Annotated in this window: 5 protein-coding genes, 1 tRNA gene and 1 pseudogene; 3 read left to right on the forward strand and 4 right to left on the reverse strand. The window is 69.9% G+C overall.

Annotation, left to right across the window (positions count from 1 at the left end):
- Nucleotides 1-200 (reverse strand): GatB/YqeY domain-containing protein (locus I0Q12_RS34195; RefSeq protein WP_231611634.1); only part of this gene is annotated, 200 nt, incomplete at its 3' end.
- Between the two features lie 66 nt (nucleotides 201-266).
- On the opposite strand from I0Q12_RS34195, the gene I0Q12_RS28310 reads away from it, so the two are divergent.
- The 3 genes from I0Q12_RS28310 (at nucleotide 267) to I0Q12_RS28320 (ending at nucleotide 2,532) form a co-directional block, all read left to right on the forward strand.
- Nucleotides 267-1,220, forward strand: a complete 954-nt coding sequence (locus I0Q12_RS28310; RefSeq protein ID WP_197256874.1) for a metallophosphoesterase — start codon at nucleotides 267-269, stop codon at nucleotides 1,218-1,220.
- Between the two features lie 54 nt (nucleotides 1,221-1,274).
- Nucleotides 1,275-1,348, forward strand: a tRNA-Pro gene (locus I0Q12_RS28315).
- A gap of 188 nt (nucleotides 1,349-1,536) precedes the next feature.
- Complete coding sequence (locus tag I0Q12_RS28320) at nucleotides 1,537-2,532, forward strand: hypothetical protein (RefSeq protein WP_197256876.1); 996 nt, start codon at nucleotides 1,537-1,539, stop codon at nucleotides 2,530-2,532.
- Nucleotides 2,533-2,587: 55 nt separating this feature from the next.
- Here the strand turns inward: I0Q12_RS28320 and I0Q12_RS28325 are convergent, their stop codons facing one another.
- The 3 genes and pseudogenes from I0Q12_RS28325 to I0Q12_RS34200 all read right to left on the reverse strand — a co-directional run.
- Nucleotides 2,588-3,412, reverse strand: a complete 825-nt coding sequence (locus I0Q12_RS28325) for a DUF5602 domain-containing protein (RefSeq protein WP_197256878.1) — start codon at nucleotides 3,410-3,412, stop codon at nucleotides 2,588-2,590.
- Between the two features lie 52 nt (nucleotides 3,413-3,464).
- The gene (locus I0Q12_RS28330) at nucleotides 3,465-4,850 is read right to left on the reverse strand and encodes an FAD-binding oxidoreductase (RefSeq protein ID WP_197256880.1); all 1,386 of its coding nucleotides are present in this window, start codon (nucleotides 4,848-4,850) and stop codon (nucleotides 3,465-3,467) included.
- A gap of 110 nt (nucleotides 4,851-4,960) precedes the next feature.
- Nucleotides 4,961-5,696, reverse strand: a pseudogene (locus I0Q12_RS34200) (transcriptional regulator); the annotation flags it as partial.

Genomic DNA, 5,696 nt, shown 5'->3' on the forward strand with positions numbered 1-5,696 from the left:
CGCTTCTTGGATTCGCGCGCGAGAACCTTCACGATCTCCTCGTCGGTGAGCTCGCGGGCTTCCTTCCCGGCGACCTCCTCCGTCTGGATGGCGGCGAGCAGCATCCGCAGGGTCGCGGTGCGGAGCGGATCCTTGTCCTTCATCGCCGCGGTGAGGTCGGATCGGATGGTGGACTTGAGGGACTGTGAAGTCTCGGACATGCTCCGAACGCTACGCGGCGAGGATGAAGACCGTGCACAGTCGAGGCCCGGCGGTACGCTGGATGCGTGTCTGACCACTCCGCACTCTTCCGCGCAGCTGCCGGTGCCGCCGGCGCGGCCGCCCTCGGACTCGGCTACGCCACCCTGATCGAACGCAACGCGTTCGCGTTGCGGGAGGTGACGATGCCGGTCCTCGAGCCCGGCACGTCGACGCTGCGCGTGCTTCACCTCAGCGATCTGCACATGATGCCGAACCAGCGGCTCAAGCAGAACTGGCTGCGCGAACTCGACCGGCTGGAACCGGACCTCGTGGTCAACACCGGCGACAACCTGTCGCATCCGAAGGCCGTGCCGGCCGTCGTGCAGGCGATGGGCGGTCTGCTCGCCCGTCCCGGCCTGTTCGTGTTCGGCAGCAACGACTACTTCGCGCCCGTGCTGAAGAACCCGTTGAAGTACTTCGACAAGAACCACCAGCGCGTGTACGGCGCGCCCCTGCCGTGGGGCGACCTGCGCGCGGCGTTCAGCGAACGCGGCTGGCACGACATGACGCACGTGCGGCGCGAGTTCGAGGTCGGGGGCGTGCGCATCGCCGCGGCCGGTGTCGACGATCCGCACCTCGAGCGGGACCGGTACGACACGATCGCGGGTCAGCCCAATCCCCTCGCCGACCTGAAGCTGGGCCTGACGCATTCGCCCGAGCCGCGGGTCCTCGACCGTTTCGCCGACGACGGCTACGACCTCGTGCTGGCGGGCCACACCCACGGCGGGCAGCTGTGCCTGCCGTTCTTCGGTGCTCTCGTGACCAACTGCCAGATCGATCGGTCGCGGGTGAAGGGACCGTCGCGTTGGGGAGCCCACATGCGGCTGCACGTGTCGGCCGGCATCGGCACGTCGCCGTTCGCCCCGGCCCGGTTCTGCTGCCGCCCGGAGGCGACGCTGCTGACCCTCGTCCCGGCCCCGCGCAACGAGGCTCTCGCCGCCGCCGACCGTGCCGCGGAAAGCGCGATTTCTCCCCGCTGACCAGGCGATTTAATCTTCCGAGGAATGGTGCTGTAATCTATCTGAGGTTCAACACGGGGTGTGGCGCAGCTTGGTAGCGCGCTTCGTTCGGGACGAAGAGGTCGTGGGTTCGAATCCCGCCACCCCGACTCGTGAAGCACCATCGAAGGCCCTTCCGCAGCGCGGAAGGGCCTTCGGCGTTTCGTCCTCCGGCCACACCCGCCGAGCGGGCGGACACACGCGCGCTGCCCGCACCGCGCGTGTGTCTATGCGGTGTGCGGAGACCGACATCACGTTGCCAAGGAATTCTCACAATCGGGCTGTACCGTGGCCGAACGTGCTTTCACGTGTTGTCTCCATCCTCATCGCGGCCGGCTTGGTCCTTCTCGCAACAGGCTCCACATTCGCCTATCTCGATGCACCGTCGACGACGGTGACCGTGGCCGAGTCCCCGCAGCCGGCGGCCGACTCCGATGACGGCGTCGACGCGGCCCGCTCCCGTCTGCAGCGTGCCGGACTGCCCCTGTCGATGCTCGACGGCGGCGTCGGGCAGCTCACCGACGGCAGCCGTCAGCTCGACGACGGTGCGCGTCAGCTCTCGGACGGTCTCCGGCAGGCACGAGAGGGCGGCGAACAGCTCGCGACCGGGCTGGATCAGCTCGACGGCGGCGTGGCCGAACTCGGCGACGGCGCGACGCAGATCAGCGGCGGAGTCGACGAGGTGGTCGGCCGGCTCACCGGGTTCGGTGCGATGCAGGGAACGGTGACCGAGCAGCTCACCACCGTCGCCGACACCCTCGGTGCCTCCCCCGACCCGGTGTCGCAGAGCGCCGCCGGACAGTTGCGCACCCTCGTCGACACGCTGAACACCCAGGGCCTCGGCCAGGACACCCTCGACCAGCTCGGCCTGCTCCGCGACGGCGCCCGGCAACTCGCCTACGAGCTCACCGATCCGAACGCCCGGTTCGTGGCGGGGATGTCGCAGGCCGCCGGAGGAGCCGCACAGCTCCGCGACGGCCTCGTGCTGCTCGACGACGGCGGACGGGCGCTGTCGGACGGCACGGGACAACTCGTCGACGGTGTGGAGCCGGTGGCCGGTGTGGTCGCGGGGATCGCGGACAACGTCAGATCGGCAACGGACGCGCTGCCGCGCGTCTCCGGTGCCCAGGTGGAGCCGTCGGCCACGACCACGACGACGACCGGTCCGCAGTGGTGGCCGTATGCGTTGATCGCTCTCGGTGCCGTTGCGCTCGTCGCGGCGGCACTGTGGACCCGGATCCCGGGTGTGGGAAGCCGGTCGCGTGGCGGCGGCGTGGCGGTGTCGGACAGCTGACGCGACACGGCGCCACCCGGGCGACCCCTCCTCGCCCGGGTGGCACCGGTCGGGGCTACGAGGCTTCGCGCAGCGTCAGACCCGACAGTGCGATGACGTACTCCCCCGCCTCCTCGTCGAAGTCGACGGTGTAGACGGTCGGGAAGTACCCGGTCCGCTGGTAGGCGGCGGGCTGACTGACCTCTTCGCGGATCTGTGGTTTGGTGGCGAGCCACTCGCGGGTCATCATCGGTTCGATGAACGTGAACTCGCCGTCCCACGTTCCGAAGAGCAGCACCTCGGTGAAGTCGAACGATCCGGGTATCGCGCCGTCGGCGGCATTCGTCCAGTGCATGCCCATGAACGGCACGGTGTTCTCCGCCGCGGGCCCCGGCGGCGGACCGTACCCGGCCGGAACATACTGCGGTTCGGGAAGAGTGGCGGCCCGGGTCGCGAAGTCGGGGGCGGCAGGATCGACGTCGCTCTCGGTGTCCGTCGTGTAGAAGTGCATGTCGAAATGTGGCTTGCCGAAGAGGACCTCGGGCTCGTGGCCGTTCGGGTTCCAGTCGAGCATGACGTGGTCGAAACCGGTCTCGGGTGCGCCGGACGGCAGGTCCAGCATCAGCATCGTCATCGCGGCGTCCGGTCCCTCCGGCAGCCCGGTGAGTGCGGACTCGGAGATCCGGATGCCGATCTCCTGGGGCGTTCCCGCGTCGTCGACCGTGATGTACGTCCTGGACCTGCCCTCCCCGAGGGATTGTTCCGCACCGTAGAGGGTGGCTTCGTGGCCGTGCGCCTGCGAGCCGTGCGCGACGGGGGTGGACGAGTCACCGCAACCCGCGACCGCAAGTACGGCGAGAGCGGCGAGTCCGAGCCCGGTAGCGGTCCGAACCGTATGCATGGGTGTGCCTTTCGAGGTGATGGTGTTCGTGGGGTCGAGCCGGTGCCGCCGGTCAGCGGTCACGGCGCACGACCTGCCCGACGCGCAGCACACCGTTGCTGTCGTGTTCGTCGGCGAGTGCGCTGAGCCAGTGGGCGGTGTCGTCGTCGTAGGCGCGGGCGATGGTGGCCGGGTCGGCGCTGGCCGCGAAATTGGGAAGATGCCGGCCGGTGGTCCACGGCGCCAGCGCCCGGTCGATGGTGCGGGCGTGCCCGACCACGTTCTCCGCGGTGGGCGGCGCCAGCACACCGGCGACCATCACCGCGAACTGCGCGTCGCGGTGGCAGAAGGCGCTGCGGTGCCGCGGTTCCCGGGCCAGCGCGCCGCCGAGCTGCCGGACTTCGACGACGGTCTGCGGCGAGTGCGATCCCGGTCCCGCGACCGACAGCAGGGCGTCGATCGCCTCGTGCGTCAGTTCATTTGTCAGCGCGCTGTATTCGTGGGTCGGCATCGGGTCGACAGGGTCGGCGTGCACCGCGGCGATGGCGGCGAACGGCAAGGTTCCGATGCCGTCGAGGATCGGGGTCGCGACCGCACGCAGGCGGCCGAGGAGGGCTTCGGCCTCCGCCGGGTCCGCGAGGCTGGCGAAGCGGACCGCGAAGGTCAGGCGACCCGCGAGCGGCGCGGGCACCTGCGGCAGCGGGGGCAGCTGCAGGAACGCGATCGACGTCGTGCTGTGCTCGGGCAGTTCGGCGCACCAGTCCAACCACGCGTGGGCGACCGCGGCCGCGTCGGATCCGTCGAAATAGAGTGCTCCGCCGTAGAAGTGGGTGACGGGCAGCAGTTCGATCTCGACGGCTGTGACGATCCCGAGGGTCGCCTTGCCGCCGCGGAGCCCCCAGAACAGTTCCGCGTGTTCCTCGGGTGTCACGTGCAGCACCTCGCCGTTGCCGGTCACGATGTCGAAGGCGCGCACGTAGTCGGACGACAATCCGTAGGTGCGCACCAGCGGCCCGATGCCGCCGCCGGTGAGGAAGCCGGCGACGCCGACGGTCGTGGAGGATCCCGCCAGCGGCGCGAGTCCGTGCGGTGTCGCGGCGTCGATGACGTCCTGCCACACGAGACCGGCCCCGAGCCGTGCGGTGCGGGCGTCCGGATCGATCGCGCATTCGGTCAGCCGGCCGGTATGAACCAGCAGGACGTCGTCGCCCAGCGGGACCGCGCCGTGGCCGGTGCGCTGAACGGCGACCTTCAATCCGTGGTCCGCCGCGTATCGCACGGCCGCGGCGACATCGTCGGCGCTCTCCACCTCGACCACCGCGTGCGGCCGGACCGGCACCGCGACGTTCCACGGAGTCGCCAGCTCGTATCCGGGCTCACCGGGCAACGCCACCGCGCCGGACACCGCCGCCCGGAGCGATTCGATCGATGCGGCCACCGCAGGTGTCGTGTTGGTCATCGGGACTTCCTTCCATCCGTGTTGCGGGTGTGAAGGAAGGATGGAGGAGCTGCCTTGGCCGGTTCTTGACTCGAGCGGCCGGCCCGTCCAAGCAACGGCCAAGGGCAGCGTCAGTCCAGAATCGAGCGCGCGTAGTCGGCCAGTCCGAACATCCCGAGACGGGAGGCCTCGTCGGCGATCTGCTCGATCGCCCGGTCCCGTTCCGGCGAGGCCGCCCGCAGCTGGGTGCGCAGCAACCGGCAGCGCAGCAACGTCGGAGGGCTCGATGTCCGTGTGGCGAGCTCCTCGGCCCGGTCCAGCAGCTCGTGGGCCGTTTCGACACGTCCGAGCAGCGCGTGCAGGCGCGCGGACGCCTCCGCGACGGAACCGATCACGCCGACCTGGCCCACCGTGGCGATGCGGTCGTGGAACGGCGCGAGCAGTTCGATGAAGGTCTCCGCGTGCTCGACGAGTTCGAGATCGGCGATCACGCGCGCGAGCAACGAGCGGTGCCCGAGCGTGGTCCACGTGAACGGCCCCTGGCCGACGGACCACCGTGCGATCTCGGTCGTCACGGCCTGCCTGTCACCCCGCGCCGCGGCGATGGCGATCCGCCACGAATCCGGTTCCACGAAGCCCGGATCCGAATCGGCAAGCATTCCGCGTTCCCACTCGAGGGTGTTCGCGGCGAGGTCGGGGCTGCCGGCGACGTACAGCTCCGTCTGCAGGTGGAACTGCCTCGCGGCCTCGTACTGCCGCCGCGCCTCGTCGAAGTCCCCGTGCCACGACGCCAATGTCGCTTCCATCCAACGCAACTGGACTCGAACGACCGGAAGCCGCAGCAGGTCGCACCCGACGATCCCGTGC

Source organism: Rhodococcus sp. CX, from assembly GCF_015865005.1.
Taxonomy (GTDB): Bacteria; Actinomycetota; Actinomycetes; order Mycobacteriales; family Mycobacteriaceae; genus Rhodococcus.

Coding starts and splice junctions, on each gene's coding strand:
- I0Q12_RS28330 (WP_197256880.1), bottom strand. CDS start 4,850: ATGACCAACACGACACCTGCGGTGGCCGCATCGATCGAATCGCTCCGG.
- I0Q12_RS28325 (WP_197256878.1), bottom strand. CDS start 3,412: ATGCATACGGTTCGGACCGCTACCGGGCTCGGACTCGCCGCTCTCGCC.